Origin of the sequence: Pararhizobium mangrovi, from assembly GCF_006516965.1 — a bacterium.
GTDB lineage: Bacteria > Pseudomonadota > Alphaproteobacteria > Rhizobiales > Rhizobiaceae > Pararhizobium_B > Pararhizobium_B mangrovi.
Genome location: NZ_VHLH01000018.1, coordinates 62,532 through 84,873, shown reverse-complemented (window position 1 = coordinate 84,873; position 22,342 = coordinate 62,532). Strand labels below are relative to the sequence as shown.

The window sequence follows — 22,342 nt, the reverse complement described above, 5'->3', positions numbered from 1 at the left end:
GCAAGAACGGTGCGTAACTTAGGGGGAAGACGATGGAAGCGATGACCGGCGTACCGATCGAACTCAGCCTGCTCGGCTGGTCCGTCGTTCTCCTGATCGTCTACATGCTGACGCAGAGCGGCATCGCCACGAAGGATCGCGGGCTGACGTGGAACGCCGGTCCGCGCGACGAAGCACCGACCGAGCTCTCGAAGGAAGCCGGCCGCGCCGACCGGGCGTTGCGCAACTACCTGGAGACGTGGCCGGCCTTCATCGCGCTCGCGCTCGCCGTCGTCGTTGCAGGCGTCGCGGGCGGGCTGACGGCGACAGGGGCCTGGATCTGGTTCGTCGCGCGCATCGTCTACCTGCCGCTCTACGTCCTCGGGGTCCCCTATGTGCGCTCGATCGCCTGGGCCGCCTCGATCGTCGGGCTCGTGCTGATGCTGATCCCGCTTATCTTTTGACAAACGGGCGGTTCGCCCGCTCGGTTACAAACCGAACCCATTCTGGAGAAGTTCTATGGCCTATGATGTCATCGTCATCGGATCGGGCCCCGGCGGTTACGTCTGCGCCATCAAGGCGGCCCAGCTCGGGCTGAAGACGGCGGTCGTGGAAAAGCGCTCGACCTTCGGCGGCACCTGCCTCAACATCGGCTGCATACCGTCCAAGGCTTTGCTGCACGCCTCGCAGATGTACGACGAAGCCGGCAAAGAGCTCGTGCAGATGGGCATCGGCGAGGGCAAGCCCAAGCTCGATTTCAAGAAGATGATGGCGCACAAGGATGCGACCGTGAAGGCCAACGTCGACGGCGTCGCCTACCTCTTCAAGAAGAACAAGGTCGACACCTATACCGGCTTCGGCCAGGTGCTGGGCGGCGGCAAGGTCTCCGTCACGAACGACGAGGGCGAAACGCAGGAACTCGAGGCGAAGAACGTCGTGATCGCGACCGGTTCGCAGGTCGCCGGCATCCCGGGTCTCGACGTCGAGATCGACGAGAAGACGATCGTCTCGTCCACCGGGGCCCTCGAGCTCGAAAAGGTGCCGGAGACGATGATCGTCGTCGGCGCAGGCGTGATCGGCCTCGAGATGGGTTCGGTCTGGGCGCGTCTCGGCACCAAGGTCACCGTCGTGGAATTCCTCGACAAGGTGCTCGGACCGATGGACGGCGAGGTCTCCGAGCAGTTCCAGCGCATGCTCGACAAGCAGGGCATGGACATCAATCTCAGTTCCAAGGTCACCGCTGTCGAACGCACCGAAAAGGGCGCGAAGGTCACCTTCGAGCCGGAAAAGGGTGGCGACAGCCAGTCGATCGAAGCCGACATCGTCCTCGTTGCGACGGGCCGCAAGCCCTATACGGAGGACCAGGGAATGGCGAAGGCCGGTATTGTCTTCGACAAAGCCAATCGCATCGAGGTGGACTACCATTTCCGCACGTCGATCCCGAACGTGTACGCGATCGGCGACGCGGTGCGCGGCCCGATGCTTGCCCACAAGGCCGAGGACGAGGGCATGGCGGTCGCCGAGATCCTCGCCGGCCAGGCCGGCCACGTGAACTACGGCGTCATTCCGAACGTGGTCTACACGCACCCGGAAGTCGCCTCGGTCGGCAAGACCGAGGAGGACCTGAAGAAGGAAGGCGTCGAATACGTCGTCGGCAAGTTCCCCTTCACCGCCAATGGGCGCGCGCGTGCCATGCTGGCGACGGACGGCTTCGTGAAGTTCCTCGCGGACAAGAAGACCGACCGCGTTCTCGGCGTTCACATCATCGGCGCGGAAGCCGGCGACATGATCCACGAAGCCTGCGTGCTGATGGAGTTCGGCGGCTCGTCGGAAGATCTCGGCCGCACCTGCCACGCCCACCCGACGCTTTCGGAGGCGGTACGCGAGGCGGCACTCGCGACCTTCGCCAAGCCCATCCACATGTGAGTGTGGACATCCTGTGGACGGACGAACGGCCCGGCGCCTTGCGAGCACCGGGCCGCCGCATGGGGTGAAATCGGCGGTTTCCTATCCGAGATAGGGCACGAGCCAAAGGTCCACGGGAGCAGAGGCTGGCGCCAAAACCGCGGCCATCTCCTTTTTCACCGGCGTCGACATCTTTGCCGTGGTGTTGTGCCAGTCGCACGCCATGGCGCCGGTTGCGGTGAACATCGCGAATGCCAGCCCGAGGGCCAGGGTCTTCCTTGTCATTGCGGATCTCCTTTCCGGGTTCCAAGGAACTCGGAAAGAATACTGCGCCGTTTCGGCTCCGCAAAGGTGCTGCTTTGATCCCGCATCACGACTGCGTGAGATGGCGACGCTCTACGGCGAAAGCGATGGTTCAGTTGCGAACGGCGATGCGGGCCGCGCCCGCAGTCGCCGCATTCTTCAGCTTCGTGAAGAGACGCGTTCCATCCCGGTAGTCCGGGCCGGCGAGCGTCTCGACCCGTTGCCCGGCCGTCTGCTCGTCCGCGGCTTCGAAGTCGCCCTCGTCCTCGATGCCGATCGTGAGGCCGCCCATCGATGCCAGATAGCCGAAAGCCTGGAGATCGCTGGCACCGTCGCCCGCATAGACCATCTGGTCGAAGGGCACGTGCATGTCGTGCTCCTTGACGATCGACTCCGCCGAACCCGGCGAATTCGACTGCGAGACCGGGATGCCCTCGGCGATCGAACGCAAATGGAGCGCCTTTTCGGCGTGGGTGATCGTGTGCTTTACGCTCCTCACCAATCCGTCCTGAAAGTGGAAGGCGCCGCCGCGTATGGCGTCGAAGGCCTGTGCGACGTCGGTCCTGTCGAAAAGGTCGGCGAAGCCGGACGACAGGATGGTGAACTCGCAGGCGATGTCCTCGTCGAACGCCTCGACGTGGCGGCGCAGGCGCTCCGGCAGGTCGAGCACACCGGGAAAGGGGTCGATGCGCTCGCAAACGGCCTGAAGAAAGGCATCGTCGAGCTTCGTTCCGAAACTCTCAGCCGCGTCCATCAGCGCCTGTGCCTTCTGCTGGATCGGGTCCCAATCCTTGCCGAGCGGCTCGATGAAGCGATCGTCCCATTCGCTCCTCGACAGGCCGAGAACATGGCACGCGGCATCCCAGCTTTCGGACGCGAGCGTCCGATCGAAGTCGAAGACGAAACTGAGACGAGCAATATGCGGCTTCGTCGAGGGCATGGGCACTCCGTGCGTTGAAGGATCGGGGGGCGGAACGGACGTACCGTCTCGCGGCAGCAGGGCAAGCCCGGCGCAGCCGCGATCGGTCGCGAACCGCTGAAACGCTTATTGGGGCGTTTGGTCCCGAAAAAAGATCGAAACCGACAAACCGTTCGTTCCGTCGACTTCGATGCTGCCGTTGAGCTTGCGCACGCAGCTTTCGACGATGCGCCAGCCGAGAGACCGCGACTTGTGCAGCGTCGCCTCGGCGTTCTCGATGCCGGGTCCGTCGTCGCTCACCGTCAGGCGGATACCGCTTCCTTCGCGCACGACGTCGACCTTCACCACGTGGCGGGTCGTGTAGTCGCCGGCGACGTATTTGGCGGCGTTGGTCAGAAGCTCGTTGACGATCAAACCGATTTCGGTCGCCGTATCGAAGGAAACGTACAGCTTGTCGCTCGTCGTCTCGATTTCGATCCCGCTCTGGTCGAGTGCCGCCCGCAGCCGGCCGGCCAGCGTCTCGATATGCTGGCGCATGTCGACTTCGGCAACGTTTTCCCCGCGATGGAGAAGATTGTGCGCGCTCGCAAACGCCTGGATGCGGCCCGTCAGCAATTCGAGGGCAGCGCGCGTTTCCTCGCTTTCGGACTGGCGCGCCTGCATCAGGGCCAGCGACTGGATGATGGCGAGGTTGTTCTTCGTCCGGTGATGCATTTCGCGAAGCAGGAACTGCTGCTGCGCCAGCGCGTCGCGCAGCGCCCGGTTCTGCTCGCTCAATTCCTCCACGGCGGAACCATGACTGGCCTCGACGAGGACGTCGGCTGCCGACTGCGCAAGATCGGAAGGCGGCGTCGCGGTCTTCAGCTCGATGATGAGGTCGATGACCGTACCCGCTTCGCTGGTGTCGACGACGAAATCGTCGACGAGCCTGCGCGAACCGCTGAGCCCATGGCCGACGCCGCTTTGCACCGTGTGCCCCGAACCGAGCAGGGTGTCGATGTCGGCGATCCCGCCGCCGCGGTCCTGAACGCGGGCGACGAGGCGAGCGCCACGATCGCCTCCGTCGAAGGCGAACTCGGCGACCGCTTCCCGGCCGTACTGCAAGGCGTTGCGGGCGATTTCGGAAACGGCGGTCGCGAAGCGGATCTGGTCGTGGCTCGGGGCCTCGCCGACCTTGGCAATCAGGCGCGCGCTACGGCGTGCGTGCGAAATATCGCTGTCCTGCGCCAGGCTGATCGAAGTGACGACCGATTTCATGGATCGTACCTGACGACCAGCACGCCCGCATCGTCGCTGCCGCGCCGGCGCAACTTGTAGCGCGTCGCGGCGATGAGGGCGGCGCGACGGAAGAAGAGGGATCGCGGTTCGGGAACGCGCGCCGAACCTTTGAGGCCGTCGGTACTCATGACGAGAATGGAAGAGGCTGCCCACGGGTGCTCGCTCGGCCTCGGTCGTCGCGTCACGGCACCGAGGATGCCGGGCTTGGAAGGAATGCCGTGCACGTCGCCGTCCGACGTCATGATCTCGCCGCGCACATTGCCGAGCCCGACCGCACGCGCGACGCCGCCCTCGTGGGGGAGCTCCATGACGAGCGCGGCCGCCCCACGGCTGCCGGCGATCGCCTCGCCCATCGCGGCTTCGGTCTCCTCCAGCGATCGGCCGGCCGCTCCGAGAAACGCCTCGCGGGCGGTCTCGGCAATCGTCGCGGCGTTCGGTCCGTGGCCGAGCACGTCGACGAGCGTGACGAACGTCGCGGCCGCCTCCTCGCGCACCGCGAAGATGTCGCCGCCCTCGTCGAAGCCCGGCTTGGCCACGATGAGCCCGGCCGCATCGAAGCGCGACGATCGCCCGGCAGGCTTTCCGACGCGCGCGAGGAGCGTCGTTCCGTGCGAGGCACTGTGGATATCGAAATCGTCGGCTTGGCGCTGGATGGCGCCGAGGCCGCCGCCGATGCCCTTCGTCTGCTCTGCCGCCGTCGAGTAACCGTCGACCATGGCCGCCTCGACATTGGGGATGCCCGGCCCGTCGTCGAGTGCGATGACGGTAACGACGGGCGCTTCGCCGGCGCTGTCGACGTCGACCAGCATTTCACCGCCTGCGGCATGGCGCACCAGATTGGTGCATGCCTCAGTGACGATCAGCGCCAGCCGTTCGCATTCGTCTTCCGCCATGCCGGCATCTTCGGCGATGTGCGTGACCGCGCGGCGGGTGCTGCCGACCTGACTGTCTTCGGCAACGTCGAATGATTTCATCGTGCGCGGCTTTCCAGAATGACGACGGTGCCCGTGGTCTCGGAAGACCTGATCTCGAAACGATCGACGAGCCGTTTGGCTCCACCGAGACCGCGACCGAGCCCCTTGCCGGTGCTGTAACCGTCGGTCAGCGCCATCGCGACATCGGCGATGCCGGGTCCGCGGTCGGAACATTCCGCAACCACGCTCCGCACGCCCCCCTGCTCGCGTATTTCGAAAACGATCCGGCCGCCGCGGCCATAGATCACCGCGTTCCGCGCGATTTCCGATACGGCCGTCACGAACTTCGTGCGCCGTACCGTCGATGCGCCGATCTCCGTCATGGCCCGCTTGGCGGCCTCGCGGGCATAGGCGACGTCCTGCGCGCTCGCCAAAGTCACCGCTGTGCGCCCGTCTTCCACGACGGCTCAGGCCTGGCCGGCCCTGATCGCCTCGATGGCCCGGTCGGCATTGAGCGCGGTCTCCACCCCTTCGAGCGTCATGCCGAGGTCGACGAGCGTCATCGCGACGGCCGGCCGCATGCCGACGACGATCGTGCGGGCGTTCATCATTCCGGCCATCTGCGCCATGGCGCCCAGCATGCGCCCGGCAAAGGTGTCGACGATCTCGAGACTGGAAATGTCGATGACGACGCCGTTCGCGGAGCGTCGCGATACCTCCTCGACGAGTTCGTCCTGCAGCGTGAGGATGTCCTGATCGTCGAGATCGTCACGGATCGCGACGACGACGCAGCCGGCAATCGTGACGATCGGTACGCTTCCGCTCGCTCCGGCCACGGGCTTATCGTTCTCCGGCCGCCACGCCGATGCGCCGGAAGGCGTAGGCGAGACCGCTCTGCAGGTCGACGCGCGTCGTGATGTTCGGCAGGTCGACGCCGAGATTGACGACCGTCTGGGCGATCTTCGGGCTGATGCCGCAGATCACGCATTCCGAGCCCATCAGCCGGACGGCCGAAGCCGTCTTCAGGAGGTGCTGGGCAACGAGCGTATCGACGGTGGAAACGCCGGTGATGTCGATGATGGCAATCTCCGCTTCCCACTGGACGATCGCGTCGAGCAGGTTTTCCATCACCGTCTGCGCGCGGAAGGAATCGAGCGTGCCGATGAGCGGAACCGTGACGATGCGGTCCCAGATCTTCACGACCGGCGCGGAAACTTCGGTCATTTCCCCGCGCTGGCGCTCGATGATCGCCTCGCGCTTCTGCACGAGCGTTTCGATGGCGTAGAGGGCAACCTGGTCGACGATCCGCGTCGCGCTCCAGATCTCGCGCATCAGCTCCGCCGACGTCTCGCCGAGCTCTTCATGGAGGATCTCGAAGAAGGGTTGCTTGAGCGAGGCGATGAACCACCCCATCTCCGCCGCCGAGACACCGCGTTCGGTACGGTTTTCGGCGATTTCCTCCAGCGCCTCGCGCACCGGTGCCCACTGCGCGTCGGAAAGGTCGAAGCCGTCCGCCGTCGCCGCTTCGGGCGCGACGTCGGCAAGGGCAGCGAGCAGGTCGCGGCTCTGCTTTTCCGATTCCTTGGCCGAGACGAGGTCGGTGCGCTTGACGTTTTCGCTGGCCTGAACCTTCAGCCAGCCGGAAAGTACCCGATCGAAATCTTCTACCAGCACCGAGCCGGTCGTCACTTCTTTCGCCATGTCACGCTTTCGTGTTCTCAATCCGTGCGGGTATGCCGCGCCACGCGTCGATTCGCAATCGTCGAGCACCGAAGCGGCGCGAACGCATACGTAGAATATGCGCCGTAGCGGGCTCGCCTTAAAGGTTTGTTGTCGCACGCAGTGTATTCGCACGCGACAAAGAGGTGGAGCGATGCCAAGCGCGGCTTTCATTCTGGCCATCAATCTGGCCGTCGCCGGCATGTTCACGGCAGCGCTCATCGCCGTGGCCGCCGCCGATCGCACCAAAATCGCGCCGCGCTGGTTCGTCCCCGGGTTCCTCGCCGTCGGCCTCAATCTCGCTTTCGAATACACGCTCGCCAGTGCGGTACCGACCGAATGGATGCAACTCGTGACGTTCGTCGCGTTCCTGGCGGCGTTGTTCTTCATCAATATCGGGCTGTGCCATCTCTACGATCATCCGGTTCCGAAGTTGCTGCTTTCCGGCATCCTCGCAGGCGGCATCGTGCTTTGCCTCGTTTCGCAGGCGTTTCCCCGTGAATCCCTCTGGCGCCTCATCCTCTACCAGACCCCCGACGCCACGATGCAGGCCGTCGGCGCATGGGTGGTGCTCAGTCGCGCGAACAAACCGCTCGATCGGCTGTTCGGCACGGTACAGGCCGCAAGTGCGGTCCAGTTCCTGTCCAAGCCGTTCCTTGCAGCGCACCTGGGAGGTGCGGGTTCGGGTCCCACCCACTTCTTCGAGACCGATTACGCGAATGCCTCCCAGTCGCTCGGAACGGTGTTCGGCGTGGCGATCGCGCTGCTCCTGCTTTCCATCCTCGTACGCGACCTGCTCGGGACGGCCATCACGAACGCGCGCAGGGACGGCATGTCGGGCCTCCTGAACCATACCGCGTTCAACGCGGCATTGGCCGATCTCCTCGGCCGGGGCCGGAGCCGACCGGTCGCCTTCGTGCTGTGCGATCTCGATCACTTCAAGGCCATCAACGATCTCCATGGCCACGCGATCGGCGACCGCGTCATCACCGACTTCGCGGCGCTGTTGTCCGAAGCGACGCCGGCAAGCTGCCTCGTCGGCCGGCTCGGCGGCGAGGAATTCGCCGTCGCGCTACCCGACATCGGTCGCGACGACGCGCGCGTTTACGCCGAAAGCCTTCGCCTTGCCCTGAAGCACGCACGGATCGACGGTCTGCCGGCAAGCCACAGCGTGACGGCGAGTTTCGGCATCGCCGCGGTTCCCGCCAACGCGGGGATCGAACCGCTCGCGCTTACCCGAAGGGCGGATGCCGCACTCTACCTCGCCAAGCGCGCCGGCCGCGACCAGGTGAAGAGCGAACTCGACGTCGCGGTTGCCGAGGCACCGCTGCCTCCGAGGCAGGCCCTCGCCAGCTGATACGAGCAAGGCGCACGACGCTTTTTCGAACGGGGTTCACCGACCCCCGAGTATCCCGCCTGCCCGCGATGCCTCGAATGATTGGGGCGCGCATGCGTTGCAGGCTTGTGGCAATTCCCGACCTTGTCTAGCCTGCGTTCAAAAGCATTCGTGCATGCGTCGCGCGTTTTCGACCGAGCGGTCGATCATGTGAGGTGCGGCTTCGGAGCGAACCAGACGGAGGAAACGCATGAAGACCATCAAGGGACCCGCCATCTTCCTGGCCCAGTTCGCCGGCGACGAAGCCCCCTTCGACACGCTCGACGGCATCTGCGGCTGGGCGGCATCGCTCGGCTACAAAGGCGTGCAGATCCCGGCCTGGGATCTGCGTTTGATCGACATCGAGAAGGCCGCGGACTCCAAGGACTACTGCGACGAGATCGTCGGCACAGTCGCAAACCACGGGCTTTCCGTCACCGAGCTCGCCACGCACCTGCAGGGCCAGCTCGTCGCCGCCCATCCCGTCTACGACGAACTGCTCGACGGCTTCGCACCGGAAAAGGTGCACAACAATCCGAAGGCGCGCCAGGAATGGGCCGTCAATCAGGTGAAGTGTGCCGCCGTCGCCTCGAAGCACATGGGGCTCACCGGTCTGCCGACCTTCTCCGGCGCGCTCGCATGGCCCTTCCTCTACCCCTTCCCGCAGCGTGCACCGGGCCTCATCGAGACCGCATTCGAGGAACTGGCGACCCGCTGGAAGCCGATCCTCGACCATTGCGACGAGAACGGCGTCGATCTCTGCTACGAGATCCATCCGAGCGAGGACCTGCACGACGGCATTTCCTACGAGATGTTCCTGGAGCGGGTGAACGACCATCCGCGCGCGAACCTGCTCTACGATCCATCGCATTTCGTCCTGCAGCAGCTCGACTACATCGAATACATCGAGATCTATCACGAGCGCATTCGCGCCTTCCACGTGAAGGATGCCGAGTTCGTGCCGAGCGGACGGCAGGGCGTCTATGGCGGCTTCCAGTCCTGGGTCGATCGCGCCGGCCGCTTCCGCTCGCTCGGCGACGGCCAGGTCGATTTCGGCCGCATCTTCTCGCAGCTTTCGGCGCATGATTTCGACGGTTGGGCCGTGCTCGAATGGGAATGCGCGTTGAAGCATCCCGAAGACGGGGCGCGCGAAGGGGCCCAGTTCATCGCCGACCACATCATCCGCGTTACCGAACGCGCCTTCGACGATTTCGCCGGCGCCGGCTCGGACGAAGCGGCGAACCGGCGCATTCTCGGGCTCGAATAGGAAAGGACGCCATCATGGCCAGTCAGGAACATCCCGGCGGACGGCGCATCCGCCTCGGCATGGTCGGCGGCGGACAGGGCGCCTTCATCGGTGCCGTCCACCGCATCGCGTCCCGTCTCGACGACCGCTTCGAACTCGTTGCCGGCGCCCTCTCCTCCGATCCGGACCGTGCCGCGGCTTCGGCTGCGGAAAACGGCATCTCGGCGGATCGCAGCTATACGAGCTACATCGAGATGGCGAAGGCCGAGGCCGCGCGCGCGGACGGCATCGAGGTAGTCTCGATCGTCACGCCGAACCACCTCCATGCGTCGGCCGCCAAGGCGTTCCTCAACGCCGGCATTCACGTCATCTGCGACAAGCCGATGACGGTCAGCGTTTCGGAGGCGGAAGAGCTCGTCGAGCTCGTGCGCTCTTCCGGCAAGCTCTTCATCCTCACGCACAACTACACCGCCTACCCGATGATCCGGCAGGCCCGGGCCATGGTGCGCGACGGCGCGATCGGCCAGCTTCGCGTGGTGAAGGCGGAATACGCGCAGGACTGGCTCGCCGAAAAGGCCGAGGAGACCGGCGTGAAGCAGGCCGAGTGGCGCACCGATCCGGAGCGTTCCGGCGCCGGCGGCGCGATCGGAGACATCGGCACGCACGCCTACAACCTCGCCGCCTTCGTCACCGGCGAACTGCCGAACGAACTCTGCGCCGAGCTTTCGACCTTCGTCGAAGGACGCAGGCTCGACGACAACGTCCAGATCCTCATGCGCTACGAAAGCGGTGCGCGGGGCATGCTTTGGGCGAGCCAGGTCGCAGTCGGCAACGAGAACGGTCTCGCACTCGGCATCTACGGTTCGCGCGGCGGGCTCGAATGGTCGCAGGAGCATCCGAACCATCTCTGGTACGCGCCCTTCGGCGAAGAAAAGCGACTGATCACACGCGGTGGCGCCGGCATGGGCGAGGATGCGGGCCGTTTCGTCCGTGTGCCCGCCGGCCATCCGGAAGGCTATCTCGAAGGCTTCGCCAACCTTTACTCAGAAGCCGCGCAGGCGCTCTTCGCGGCACGGGAAGGCAAGTCGACACCCGGCGGCGTCATCTACCCGACGGTCGAGGACGGCCTCGACGGCATGAAGTTCATCGCGACGTCGGTGGAATCGTCGAAGAACGGAAGCGTCTGGACGAAGCTTTGATCGTGTCTTTGGCCGGGGCTCGGTCGGCACGAATATTCCGGGAGGCGTAAAGGGACAGGCGAAACGGTTCGGGGAGCGCAGCCATCGGCGGCTCGCCCGACACCCGTTCGTGATAAACATGGTATGGGGCGGCTCGTCCGGGTCGCTTTTCAATCGCGCTGTCGGGAGGCTTTGAATGGCGCGTGATGCGATTTCGGAAGAGAGCATGCCCGTCCTGGAGGCGCGCGGGCTGGCGAAGTCGTTCGGCCCCGTCGAGGTGTTGAGCGACATTGATCTCGCGCTCTACCCCGGCGAGGTCCATGCGATCATCGGCGAGAACGGTGCCGGCAAGTCGACGCTGATGAAGCTGATGGCCGGCCATCTTGCGCCGAGCCGCGGCTCGATCTCCTTGGAAGGCGAAACCCTCCGCTTTTCCGGTCCGGTCGACGCGGAAAAGCGCGGCATCGTGCTCGTGCACCAGGAAATCCTGCTCGCGCCGCACCGCACGGTGGCACAGAACATCTTCCTCGGCCGCGAACTCAAGCGCGGTTTCCTCACCCGCGACGGCGAGATGAACCGGCTTGCTGCCGCCGCCCTGAGCGATCTCGGCGCGGAGATCGATCCGCGCGCCGTCGTCGCTTCGCTTTCGATCGCCAAGCGCCAGCTCGTGCAGATCGCCCGTGCGCTGCAGGTCCCGCACAAGGCCGTCATCTTCGACGAGCCGACTGCGGCCCTCACCCCGTTCGAGACCGAAGCGCTGCTGAAGGTCATCCGCGACCTTCGCGATCGCGGCATCGCCGTCCTCTATATCTCCCACCGCCTTCCGGAAGTCGGCGCGATCGCCGATCGGGTCACCGTGCTTCGCGACGGACGTCGCGTCACGACACGTTCGGCCGAAGGGCTGGAACCGGTGGAGATGGCTCGCCTCATGGTCGGCCGCGACGTCTCGCAACTCTATCCCGAGCGCCATGTGCGCGCCGGCCGCGAAATGCTGCTTTCCGTCGAGAATTTCGAGGTGCCGGGCCTCGCCGCCAACATCTCCTTCACCCTGCATCGCGGCGAAATCCTCGGTTTCGCCGGACTGATCGGTGCCGGCCGGACGGAACTGATGGAGGGCATCGTCGGCCTTCGCCCCTCGCACGGCACGCTCAGGATCAAGGACCGGCCGACACGCTTTTCCTCCGCCGACCAGTCGATGAAGGCCGGCATCGTCTATCTTAGCGAAGACCGGAAGGGCAAAGGCCTGCTTCTCGACAAGACGCTCGCCACCAATCTGACGCTTGCGACCCTCTCGCGGTTCACGCGCGGGCCGATGGTCGACGGACGGCGCGAGAACGCCGCACTCGACAAGGCCTTCACCGATTTCGACATTCGTGCACGACGCCGCTCGCTGCTCGCCGGCCAGCTTTCCGGCGGCAACCAGCAGAAGCTGCTCCTTGCCAAGATGATGCTCGCCGATCCCAAGATCGTCATCATCGACGAGCCGACACGTGGCATCGATATCGGCACGAAGGAGCAGATCTACCGCTTCATCGCCGAGCTCGCCGAAGCCGGCAAGGGCGTCATCGTCGTCTCTTCGGAAATGCAGGAACTGATCGGCATCTGCGAGCGCATCATCGTCATGCGCGGCGGGCGAATGGCGGGAGAGGTTACGGGGGAGGCAATGACCGAGGACGAGATCGTGATGCGAGCAACCGGGGTCGAGTCCGTGGAGGAAATCGAGGGAGCGATGCACGCATGAGCGAAGAAACCGTAGCGCGGCCCGGCGAAACGCGCAGCTTCGGCCAACGCTTGCGCGAGACCGATCTCGCGGGCATCGCGCCCTTCGTCGCACTCGCGCTCCTCATGGTTCTCGGCTACGTCGTCAACGAGAATTTCCTGAGCGTCAACAATCTCCTGAACGTCGCGACGCGCTGCTCCTTCATCGCGATCATCGCCGTCGGCGCCACCTTCGTCATCTCCGCGGGCGGGCTCGACCTTTCGGTCGGTTCGATGACGGCGTTCGTGGCCGGCATCATGATTCTGTTCATGAACGGCGGGTACATGGCGGACGGCGTCGGCCTCGTCGCCGTCGCGATCCTCGTCGCGATCGGGACCGGCGCGCTGTCGGGTCTCCTGAACGGCACGGTGACGACGCTCGGGCGCATCGAACCGTTCATCGTCACCCTCGGCACCATGGCGATCTTCCGTTCCGTCACGGTCTGGCTCGCCGACGGCGGCTCGATCGCCATCTCGTCCAGCACCATGCGCAGTTATTTGCGGCCGATCTATACCGGAGAAATCCTCGGCCTGCCGGTGCCGGTCTGGATCATCCTCGCGGTCGGTCTCGTCGGCGCCTTCGTTCTCTACAAGACGCCCTTCGGACGCCACGTGCTCGCCGTCGGCTCCAACGAGGAGGTCGCGCGCTATTCCGGCGTCTCGGTCTCGCGGGTGCGTGCGCTCACCTACGTCATCCAGGGCGTCTGCGTGGCGATCGCGGTCGTCGTCTACGTACCGCGCCTCGGTGCTTCGACGACGACGACCGGACTTCTGTGGGAACTGCAGGCGATCACCGCCGTCGTCATCGGCGGAACGGCGCTCAGAGGCGGCGTCGGGCGCATCTGGGGTTCGATCTGCGGCGCCTTCATGCTGGAGATCGTCGGCAACATCATGGTGCTTTCGAACTTCGTCAGCGAATATCTGATCGGCGCCGTGCAGGGCGCGATCATCATCGTCGCCATGCTCATGCAGCGTTCGCTGATGCGCAAGGGCTGATACCATTCCTGAAGGTCCTGATGCCGAGGAGGAGCAGGGCCTTCATGATGCCGCCGGTCCGGAAGGGGATGCGGCGACTGGGAGGAGCGGGCCACCCGCCGTTTCGAAACGGCCCGCGCGTGAAAGGGAGAACACATGCGACGTAGCTTGATGGTCGGGCTGGCGGCGGCTCTTGCACTGAGCGCCGCAGTTCCCTGGGCGAGCGCCCAGGACAATGAGAAGAAGGATTACACGATCGGCGTTTCCGTGCCGGCGGCCGATCACGGCTGGACGGGCGGCGTGGTCTACCACGCCGAGCGCGAGGCGAAGATCCTCGAGAAGAAGTATCCCGGCCTGAAGGTGATGGTGAAGACCTCGCCGAACGGGGCCGATCAGGCGAACGCGCTCGAAGACATGACGGTGCAGGGCATCGACGCCCTCGTCACCCTGCCCCAAAATTCCGACGAGCTGACGGATCCCGTGCGCGAGGTCAAGGACAAGGGCATCTTCGTGACCGTCGTCGACCGCGCGCTCTCCGACGATTCGATCCACGACCTCTACGTCGCCGGCAACAATTACGGCCTCGGCCACGTCGCCGGGGAGTACATGAAGAAGAACCTCGGCAAGGCCAACGTCGTCGTCATCCGCGGCCTGCCGATCACCATCGACGAGGAGCGCCAGAAAGGCTTCAACGACGCGATCAAGGGTTCGGACATCAAGGTGCTCGACCGCCAGTACGGCAACTGGTCGCGCGACGACGCCTTCAAGGTCATGCAGGACTTCCTGACCAAGTACCAGAACATCGACGCCGTCTGGTGCCAGGACGACGACATGGCCGTCGGCGTGCTCGAAGCCATCAAGCAGGCCGGTCGCCAGGACGGCATCAAGATGGTCGTCGGCGGTGCCGGCATGAAGGACATGATCAAGCGCGTGGCCGATGGCGACAAGATGGTGCCCGTCGACGTTCTCTATCCGCCGTCGATGGTGGCGACCGCCATGGATCTGACGGCTGCCCATCTCTACGACCAGGCGCCGGTGCGCGGCAAGTTCATCCTCGACGCCACCCTCGTCACCAAGGACAACGCAATGGAATACTACTTCAAGGATTCGCCCTTCTAGCGCATTTTCCAGCCAGACGGATCCAGTCCGGCATCGTGAACAACGCTAAAAGCAAAGGGATAGAGCGCTGGACCTGATCCAATCAGGTCGCAAGGCGCTCCGGAAAAGAAACGCCGCGGTGAAACCGAACGGCCCCGTTTCGCAGCGGGGCCGTTTTCGTGTGCACCCGGCCGTCGTACGGGACAACCCGTCGCAAACGGTCGGTGTGGACTTTGCTGCGCTGCACTAGCATGCTCCGGCGACATCGTCGCAGCACAGGGATCACCGATTTTCCATGAAGACCGTTTCGAAGTTTCCGCACGAGATCGCCGAGCGGGACCACGTCCTCATACCGCTTCCCGATGGGTGCCGTCTATCCGCACGCATCTGGATGCCCGTCGATGCGAGCGAGAAGCCGGTGCCGGCGCTCCTCGAATACCTGCCCTACCGCAAGCGTGACGGCACGGCCGACCGGGACAGCCTCACCCATCCCTACATGGCCGGCCACGGCTACGCGTCGGTGCGCGTCGACATGCGCGGCAACGGCGATTCCGAAGGACTGATGAGCGATGAATATACCGAGCAGGAGCTCGCCGATGCCTGCGACGTGATCGCCTGGCTCGCCGAACAGGAATGGTGCGACGGCAATGTCGGCATGCACGGAATCTCGTGGGGCGGGTTCAACTCGCTGCAGGTTGCGGCGCTGCGGCCGCCCGCGCTGAAGGCCATCGTCACCATGTGCTCGACGGACGACCGCTATTCCGACGACATCCATTACAAGGGCGGCCTCATGCTCCACGAGAACCTCGGTTGGGGCGCCACCATGTTCTCCTTCACGCCGCGCCCGCCGGATCCCGAACTCGTCGGCGAGGACTGGCGCGCGCTGTGGATGGATCGCCTCGAAAACAATGCCATGCTGCACGCCACCTGGATCGAGCACCAGACACGCGACGATTACTGGCGACACGGTTCGGTCTGCGAGGATTATTCGGCGATCGAGGTGCCGGTTCTCGCCGTCGGCGGTTGGGGGGACGGCTACAAGAACGCCGTCTCGCGCCTCGTTTCCAACCTCGATGCGCCGGCCAAGGGCATCGTCGGGCCGTGGATCCATAAATATCCACACTTCGCAAAGCCGAACCCCATCGGTTTCCTTCAAGAGATGCGTCGCTGGTGGGACCACTGGCTGAAAGGTCTCGACACCGGCGTCGAGGACGACCCGGCCATGCGCCTCTTCGTCATGGATTCCGAACGCCCGCAGACCTGGTACGAGGAACGCACCGGACGCTGGGCGGCCGAAGCCGAATGGCCCTCGCCCCGGGTCGCCACCGAGACGCTGCAACTGAGCGGCGACGGCACGCTGTCGCGCAAGGGATCGGAACCGTTCGCCGTGGCCGTCTCGTCGCCGGCCGATACCGGGCTCTTCGGCGGCGAATGGTGCGCCATCTACTGGGGGCCGGAACTGCCCGGCGACCAACGCCGCGACGACGCGCTTTCGGCAACCTTCGACAGCGCGCCGCTCGAGGCCGATCTGACCCTTACCGGCGCGCCTGTGATCCGGCTCAAGCTCGCAAGCGACAAGCCCGTCGCGCAGATCGCCGTGCGGCTGAACGACGTCTATCCCGACGGCGCGGCGACGCGCATCACCTACGCCGTCCTCAACCTGTGCCACCGGAACGGACACGACCGTCCGGAAGCGCTCGTTCCGGGCGAGCCGTTCGAAATCGTCCTGCAACTGGACGACATCGCCTGGCGGATGCCGGCCGGCAACCGGCTTCGCGTGTCGATCTCGCCCGCCCACTGGCCGCTCGTCTGGCCGTCGCCCGAAATGGCGACGCTGACGCTGCACGGCGGGGAACTGGACCTGCCCGTGCATCCGGCCGTGGAAACGGACGAATGGCGTTTCGAGGAACCCGAAGCCGCGCGCTCGCGTGGCGTGCGTATCGTTCGAGCCCCGGAAAGCCGCCGCCTCATCGAGATGGACCAGAACACCGGTCTGACGCATGTTCGCATCGCCGACGATTTCGGCGAGAGCGAAGACACCGTCCACGGGCTCGTCGCAGGCAGCCATGTGGACGAGCACTGGCAGATCGATCCGGACGATCCCCTGACTGCGCGCGGCGAATGCGTCTGGACGCAGACGAGCGGGCGCGGCGACTGGTCGACGCGCAGCGAGGCGACGACGGCGCTGACGGCCGACGCGACGCATTTCCACCTCACGGGAAGCTTCCGCGCGTGGGAGGGAGAGACCCTCGTGTTTGAACGTCAGTTCAACAAGAAGCTTGATCGCCGGTGGCTATGACCCTATGGTCGCGTCTCAATCGCCGGGTGTGCCGCACGGACGCCCGCACAGGATCGAAGACAGCGAAAGGGAATTTCGTCATTCGTCACGCACGAATCGAACAGACGGTCACGATGACGATGCCCTTGAGACGCTGACGCCATTGCGGGCGCGGCGGACTTCCTTCTTCGCCGCCCCGCCAAGGGGCGCTCCGATTGATGCCGGGCTTGCGAAAGCCCGCCACTTGACGCCCCCCTTCGCTGCTACCGGCGTTTCGTGCGCCGGCCGATCGTATACAATACACCGGCCGCAAGGTCGCGATAAACCGGGAGAGCTTGAATGAGCAACAGGGAACTCGAATATCTCAGCCGACGCGTGGCTTCCGGTGGCATGAGCCGCCGCGACTTTCTCGGCCGGGCAGCCGCGCTCGGCGTCGCCGCGCCCTTCGCGGGCTCGCTGCTGACGACTGCCGCACAGGCCGCCCAGCCCGTTTCCGGTGGCACGCTGACCGCCGGCATCCAGGCCGGCCAGTCGACCGACAGTCTCGACCCCGCCTCATGGACGAACCAGGTTCCGACGATCTTCGGCCGTTGCTGGGGCGAGCAGCTCGTCCGGCTGACGCCGGACGGCAAGCCCATCCCGAACCTCGCGAGCGAATGGAGCTCGAACGACGACGCGACGGTGTGGTCGTTCAAGATCCGCAAGGACGTCCAGTTCCATAACGGCAAGACGATGAAGCCCGAAGACGTCGTCGCCACGATGGAGCGTCACTCCGACGCGAAGTCGAAGTCCGGCGCGCTCGGCATCATGCAGGGTATCAAGTCCGTCAAGAAGGACGGCGAGAACGTCGTCTTCACCCTCAAGACGGCGAATGCCGACCTGCCCTTCCTGCTGGAGGACTACCATCTCGTCATCCAGCCGAACGGCGGCCAGGACGATCCGAAGGCCGGCATCGGCACCGGACCCTACAAGGTCGCCGAGCATCAGCCCGGCATCCGCAACGTCGGCAAGAAGTTCGAGAACTACTGGAACAAGGGTGAGGTCGGTCACGCCGAAGAGGTCGTGATCCTCGTCATCAACGACGCCACGGCCCGCATGTCCGCGCTCCAGGGCGGCAAGGTACAGATCATCAACCGCGTCGAGCCGAAGATCGTGCATCTGGTCGAGCGGCTGCCCGGCGTGACGATCCAGAACACGCAGGGCAAGGGCTTTTACCCCTTCAACATGTTCTGCAACACCAAGCCGTTCGACAACAACGACGTGCGCATGGCGCTGAAGCTCGCCGTCAACCGCGAGGAGATGGTCAAGACCATCCTGCGCGGCTACGGCGCGGTCGGCAACGACTACCCGATCAATTCGGCATATCCGCTTTCGCCCGAAGGCATCCCGCAGCGCACGTTCGATCCGGACAAGGCGAAGCACCATATCCAGAAGTCGGGTCATGACGGGCCGATCGTGCTTCGCACGTCCGACGTTGCCTTCCCGGGCGCGGTCGACGCCGCGCAGCTCTACCAGCAGTCCTGCCAGCAGGCGGGCATCAACCTGCAGATCCAGCGGGTGCCCGGTGACGGATACTGGTCGGAGGTGTGGAACAAGGAGCCCTTCTCGGCTTCCTACTGGGGTGGCCGTCCGACCCAGGACCAGATGTATTCCGTCGCCTACATCTCCTCGGCCGACTGGAACGACACGCGCTTCTTCAACGACAAGTTCGACAAGCTGATCGTCCAGGCCCGCGGCGAACTCGACGAGAGCAAGCGCAAGCAGATGTACCACGAGGCCGCGATGATCATGCGCGACCAAGGTGGCCTCATTGCGCCGATGTTCAACCAGTTCATCGCGGCGACGAACGACAAGGTCGACGGCTGGGTCAAGGATCCCAACCAGGAATTCAGCAACCTGTCCGCCCTGATCCGCTGCTGGGTGAAGTCCTGAAGTAGCACCCATGGGAGCCGGTATCGCAAAACTGGTCGCCCAGCGTTTCGCGCTGGGCGTCCTTCTCCTCCTCGCCGTGTCCGTCGTCATCTTCGTCGGCACGAACATCCTGCCCGGCGACGTCGCGCAATCGATCCTCGGCCAGTCCGCGACACCGCAGGCGGTCGCCAATCTGCGCGAATCGCTCGGCCTCAATCAGCCGACCTATGTGCGCTACTTCGAGTGGCTCGGGGGCATTCTCCACGGCAATCTCGGCACGGCGCTTTCCAACGGCCAGCCGATCGGCCCGGAACTGCTTTCGCGTCTCGGCAACACGCTGTTCCTGGCGTTCTGGGCGGCGCTCGTCGCCGTTCCGCTGTCGATCATTCTCGGCCTGATCGCCGTTCGCCACCGCAACGGCTTCATCGACAATCTGATCTCGGCCTCGACGCTGGCGGCGATCTCGCTGCCGGAATTCTTCATCGGCTATCTGCTGATCTACTTCGTCGCCGTTCGCCTCGGCTGGTTCACGAGCGTGGCCACCGTCTATCAGAACATGCCCTTCCTCGACCGCATGAACGCGATCGCCCTGCCGGCCGCGACGCTGACGCTCGTCGTGCTCGCGCAGATGATGCGCATGACGCGCGCGGCCATCCTCAACGTCATGCAGTCGGCCTATGTCGAGACGGCCGAACTCAAGGGGCTGTCGCGCTTCAAGATCATCCTGCGCCACGCCTTTCCCAACGCGATCGCGCCGATCATCAACGTCATCATGCTGTCGCTCGCCTACATGGTCGTCGGCGTTGTCGTGATCGAGGTGATCTTCGTCTATCCGGGCATGGGACAGTACATGGTCGACCACGTCGCCAAGCGCGACATCCCCGTCGTCCAAGATTGCGGCCTCATTTTCGCGGCCGTCTACATCACCTTGAACATGCTCGCGGACATCTTCTCGATCCTTTCCAACCCGCGCCTGCGTCACCCGAAGTAAGGACGGCCCATGCTTCTTAGCCTACGCCGCATCCCCATCAGCGCGCAGGTGGGAATTCTCGTCACGATCGCGTTCGTGCTCGCCGCGCTGCTCGCACCGGTCATCGCGCCCTACTCGTCGACGGTCGTCGTCGGCGACGTATGGGAGCCGATGTCGGCCAAGCACTGGCTCGGCACGGACAATCTCGGCCGCGATCTCTTCACCCGCCTGCTCTACGGCGGCCGCATCACACTCTTCATCGCGGCGCTCGCGACCGCACTTTCCTTCACGCTCGGCGCCAGCCTCGGCTTTTCCGCCGCCGTCATCGGCGGCTGGTTCGACGAGGTGCTTTCGCGCTTCGTCGACATGATCATGTCCATCCCGACGCTGATCTTCGCCCTCGTGGTGCTTTCGGTGTTGCCGTCGAACACGGTGACGCTGATCGTCGTCATGGGCATCCTCGATTCCACCCGCGTCTACCGCATCTCGCGCGCCGTCGCCGTCGACGTGAACGTCATGGATTTCGTCGAGGCGGCGAAGCTGAGGGGCGAAGGCAAGATCTGGGTGATCTTCCGTGAGATCCTGCCGAACGCGCTCTCCCCGCTCGTCGCCGAGCTCGGGCTGCGCTTCATCTTCGCCATCCTCTTCCTTTCCGCCCTCTCCTTCCTGGGCCTCGGCGTGCAGCCACCACAATCCGACTGGGGCGGCATGGTGAAGGAGAACAAGGACGGCATCGTCTTCGGCATCCCGGCGGCCCTCCTGCCGGCGGCGGCGATCGCCATCCTGGCGATTTCGGTGAACCTCGTGGCCGACTGGGTGCTGAACCGCACCACCGACCTGAAAGGAGGGCGCGGCAATGGCTGACACGCTTCTCGACGTGAAGAACCTGCGCATCGAGGCGACGGTCTATCCGCCCGACGAGCCGGCCCACGACATCACCATCGTCGACGACGTCTCCTTCTCGCTCGAAAAGGGCAAGGTGCTCGGCCTCATCGGCGAGTCCGGCGCAGGCAAGTCGACGATCGGCCTTTCGCCGATGGCCTACGGACGCGGCGGCGTGCGGATCACCGGCGGCAAGGTCATGCTCAATGGCCGCGACATCCTGAAGGAACGCACGCGCGGCGTGCGCCGCCTGCGCGGCAAGGAAGTCTGCTACGTCGCCCAGTCGGCGGCGGCCGCCTTCAACCCCGCGCACAAGCTGATGGATCAGGTCATCGAGGCGACGGTGCGCCACGGCTCCGCCGGCAAGGACGAGGCGAAGAAGCGTGCGGTCGATCTCTTCCGCCGGCTCGGCCTGCCCGAACCGGAGCGCTTCGGCAACCGCTACCCGCACCAGGTTTCGGGCGGCCAGCTCCAGCGCGCGATGACCGCGATGGCGCTGTGCTCGCGTCCCGACCTCATCATCTTCGACGAGCCGACGACCGCCCTCGACGTGACGACGCAGATCGACGTGCTCGCGGCGATCAAGGACGCCATCCGCGATACCGGCGTCGCCGCACTCTACATCACTCACGATCTCGCCGTGGTCGCGCAGGTCTCCGACGACATCCTGGTGCTTCGCCACGGCAAGAAGGTCGAGCACGGCACCGCCCGGCAGATCATCGAGGATCCGCAGGAGCAATATACGCGCGACCTCGTCTCGGTGCGTTCCATCACGCACGAGGAGAAGAAGCCCGGCGACAGCCCGATCCTCTCGGTCAAGAACATCACCGCCGCATACGGCAAGGGACCGGCGGCCGTGCCTGTGCTGAAGGACGTGTCGGTCGACATCACCGCCGGCCAGACGCTTGCCGTGGTCGGCGAATCCGGTTCCGGCAAATCGACGCTCGCACGCGTCATCACCGGCCTTCTGCCCCCTCGTGAAGGCGAGATCACCTTCGACGGGCGCCCGCTCGCCCGTCGTCTGGGCTCACGCTCGCGCGACGATCTGCGCGAACTCCAGATGATCTACCAGATGGCCGACACGGCCATGAACCCGCGCCATACCGTGCGCACGATCATCGGCAGGCCGCTCGAATTCTATTTCAACATGCGCGGCAAGGAGCGAGACGCACGCGTTCAGGAACTGATGGACGAGATCGAACTCGGCAACGGCTTCCTAGACCGTTACCCGGCCGAGCTTTCCGGCGGGCAGAAACAGCGCATCTGCATCGCGCGCGCGCTCGCCGCCAAGCCGAAGCTCATCATCTGCGACGAGGTGACGAGCGCGCTCGATCCGCTGGTCGCGGACGGCATTCTCAAGCTGCTGTTGAACCTGCAGAAGATCGAGAACGTCGCCTATCTCTTCATCACCCACGACATCGCGACCGTAAGGGCGATCGCCGATTCCATTGCGGTGATGTATCGCGGCGAGGTCGTACGCTACGGCACGAAGTCGGAAGTGCTCTCCCCGCCCTTCGACGACTACACGGACCTGTTGCTCGCCTCGGTGCCGGAAATGAAGATCGGCTGGCTGGAAGAGGCGCTGAAACGCCGAAGCATGGAAAGCGCAGGCAACTAGACTCTTTCAGGTTTATACGGAAGCGCGGCGCCGTCT

Annotated in this window: 20 protein-coding genes; 13 read left to right on the top strand and 7 right to left on the bottom strand. The window is 64.8% G+C overall.

Translation table 11 applies throughout. The features are described from left to right. Positions 1 to 32 precede the first annotated feature (32 nt). Positions 33 to 443: an MAPEG family protein gene (locus tag FJU11_RS10515; protein WP_141167012.1), complete on the top strand. Its 411-nt coding sequence runs from the start codon at positions 33 to 35 to the stop codon at positions 441 to 443. A gap of 55 nt (positions 444 to 498) precedes the next feature. After that, entirely contained in the window at positions 499 to 1,905 is a 1,407-nt protein-coding gene (gene lpdA / locus FJU11_RS10510) for a dihydrolipoyl dehydrogenase (protein ID WP_141167011.1), read from the top strand. An 81-nt stretch (positions 1,906 to 1,986) separates the two neighbouring features. On the opposite strand, the gene FJU11_RS10505 is transcribed toward lpdA, so the two are convergent. The 7 genes from FJU11_RS10505 to FJU11_RS10475 all read right to left on the bottom strand — a co-directional run bounded on the left by FJU11_RS10505 (position 1,987) and on the right by FJU11_RS10475 (position 6,999). Next, on the bottom strand, positions 1,987 to 2,169 hold the full coding sequence (locus FJU11_RS10505; protein ID WP_141167010.1) for a hypothetical protein: 183 nt from the start codon (positions 2,167 to 2,169) through the stop codon (positions 1,987 to 1,989). Positions 2,170 to 2,299: 130 nt separating this feature from the next. Further along, positions 2,300 to 3,127: an HAD family hydrolase gene (locus tag FJU11_RS10500; RefSeq protein WP_141167009.1), complete on the bottom strand. Its 828-nt coding sequence runs from the start codon at positions 3,125 to 3,127 to the stop codon at positions 2,300 to 2,302. 105 nt (positions 3,128 to 3,232) lie between these two features. Continuing rightward, positions 3,233 to 4,363: a sensor histidine kinase gene (locus FJU11_RS10495; protein WP_141167008.1), complete on the bottom strand. Its 1,131-nt coding sequence runs from the start codon at positions 4,361 to 4,363 to the stop codon at positions 3,233 to 3,235. After that, on the bottom strand, positions 4,360 to 5,358 hold the full coding sequence (locus FJU11_RS10490; RefSeq protein ID WP_141167007.1) for an ATP-binding protein: 999 nt from the start codon (positions 5,356 to 5,358) through the stop codon (positions 4,360 to 4,362). Before FJU11_RS10490 ends, FJU11_RS10495 begins: the two co-directional genes overlap by 4 nt. Further along, positions 5,355 to 5,738, bottom strand: coding sequence for an ATP-binding protein (locus tag FJU11_RS10485; protein ID WP_141167006.1), 384 nt, complete (start codon positions 5,736 to 5,738; stop codon positions 5,355 to 5,357). The genes FJU11_RS10490 and FJU11_RS10485 overlap by 4 nt, the downstream gene beginning before the upstream one ends. Positions 5,739 to 5,765: 27 nt before the next feature. Beyond that, entirely contained in the window at positions 5,766 to 6,134 is a 369-nt protein-coding gene (locus FJU11_RS10480) for an STAS domain-containing protein (protein WP_141167005.1), read from the bottom strand. Between the two features lie 4 nt (positions 6,135 to 6,138). Next, positions 6,139 to 6,999 (bottom strand): STAS domain-containing protein, encoded by an 861-nt coding sequence (locus tag FJU11_RS10475; RefSeq protein ID WP_141167004.1) that lies wholly within the window; start codon positions 6,997 to 6,999, stop codon positions 6,139 to 6,141. Positions 7,000 to 7,171: 172 nt separating this feature from the next. Between FJU11_RS10475 and FJU11_RS10470 the strand changes: the two genes are divergently transcribed. From FJU11_RS10470 to FJU11_RS10420, 11 genes are all read left to right on the top strand, one after another. After that, entirely contained in the window at positions 7,172 to 8,374 is a 1,203-nt protein-coding gene (locus FJU11_RS10470) for a GGDEF domain-containing protein (protein WP_181408140.1), read from the top strand. A 229-nt stretch (positions 8,375 to 8,603) separates the two neighbouring features. Continuing rightward, entirely contained in the window at positions 8,604 to 9,659 is a 1,056-nt protein-coding gene (locus FJU11_RS10465) for a sugar phosphate isomerase/epimerase family protein (RefSeq protein ID WP_141167002.1), read from the top strand. Between the two features lie 14 nt (positions 9,660 to 9,673). Further along, positions 9,674 to 10,837, top strand: coding sequence for a Gfo/Idh/MocA family protein (locus tag FJU11_RS10460; RefSeq protein ID WP_141167001.1), 1,164 nt, complete (start codon positions 9,674 to 9,676; stop codon positions 10,835 to 10,837). A gap of 205 nt (positions 10,838 to 11,042) precedes the next feature. Then, positions 11,043 to 12,557, top strand: a complete 1,515-nt coding sequence (locus FJU11_RS10455) for a sugar ABC transporter ATP-binding protein (RefSeq protein WP_141167029.1) — start codon at positions 11,043 to 11,045, stop codon at positions 12,555 to 12,557. Next, a complete protein-coding gene (locus FJU11_RS10450; protein WP_141167000.1) occupies positions 12,554 to 13,570 on the top strand; it encodes an ABC transporter permease in 1,017 nt (338 codons plus the stop codon). Before FJU11_RS10455 ends, FJU11_RS10450 begins: the two co-directional genes overlap by 4 nt. A gap of 135 nt (positions 13,571 to 13,705) precedes the next feature. Next, positions 13,706 to 14,668, top strand: a complete 963-nt coding sequence (locus tag FJU11_RS10445) for an ABC transporter substrate-binding protein (protein WP_141166999.1) — start codon at positions 13,706 to 13,708, stop codon at positions 14,666 to 14,668. Between the two features lie 274 nt (positions 14,669 to 14,942). After that, a complete protein-coding gene (locus FJU11_RS10440) occupies positions 14,943 to 16,946 on the top strand; it encodes a CocE/NonD family hydrolase (protein ID WP_141166998.1) in 2,004 nt (667 codons plus the stop codon). Positions 16,947 to 17,264: 318 nt separating this feature from the next. Further along, positions 17,265 to 18,857: an ABC transporter substrate-binding protein gene (locus FJU11_RS10435; RefSeq protein WP_141166997.1), complete on the top strand. Its 1,593-nt coding sequence runs from the start codon at positions 17,265 to 17,267 to the stop codon at positions 18,855 to 18,857. 10 nt (positions 18,858 to 18,867) lie between these two features. Next, positions 18,868 to 19,827, top strand: a complete 960-nt coding sequence (locus tag FJU11_RS10430) for an ABC transporter permease (protein WP_141166996.1) — start codon at positions 18,868 to 18,870, stop codon at positions 19,825 to 19,827. Between the two features lie 9 nt (positions 19,828 to 19,836). Continuing rightward, on the top strand, positions 19,837 to 20,670 hold the full coding sequence (locus FJU11_RS10425) for an ABC transporter permease (RefSeq protein WP_141166995.1): 834 nt from the start codon (positions 19,837 to 19,839) through the stop codon (positions 20,668 to 20,670). After that, a complete protein-coding gene (locus tag FJU11_RS10420) occupies positions 20,663 to 22,306 on the top strand; it encodes an ABC transporter ATP-binding protein (protein ID WP_141166994.1) in 1,644 nt (547 codons plus the stop codon). Before FJU11_RS10425 ends, FJU11_RS10420 begins: the two co-directional genes overlap by 8 nt. The last annotated feature ends 36 nt before the right edge of the window (positions 22,307 to 22,342 follow it).